We start from the raw sequence: 309 nt of genomic DNA, 5'->3' as shown, positions 1-309 counted from the left end.
CAAGGCGCAGTACAACCCTTTTCCTATTTTTTCTTCAGCACAATCACTGCGTGGCTGATCATTCCCGACCCCAATCCGGTGACGGCGCCGACAACGCCACCGATCACCGTATCGATCCAACCGCCGGAGAAGAACACCTCCCGTCCTCCACCGCCGAGAAAGCCGGCCAGAGCGCCGATGGAAAGCCCGAAGAACATAAAACCGGCGTAAAACAGACCGATCGCTTCCTCATCGGCGGGATCCCGGTTCTCATAGTACCGGGTAAACCGTTCCTGCAAATCGGCGGATTTAGCGCTTTCGCTCCGATAC

Annotated in this window: 1 pseudogene; it reads right to left on the bottom strand. The window is 57.0% G+C overall.

Features of this window, described 5'->3' with window-relative positions:
* Positions 1–23 precede the first annotated feature (23 nt).
* Positions 24–309, bottom strand: a pseudogene (locus RZO55_RS00930) (hypothetical protein); the annotation flags it as partial.

The organism is Clostridium boliviensis (genome assembly GCF_033342255.1).
Lineage (GTDB): Bacteria > Bacillota > Clostridia > Lachnospirales > Lachnospiraceae > Lacrimispora > Lacrimispora boliviensis.
Note: the sequence above shows the minus strand (reverse complement) of the source record. Positions and strands in the feature narration are given on the sequence as shown.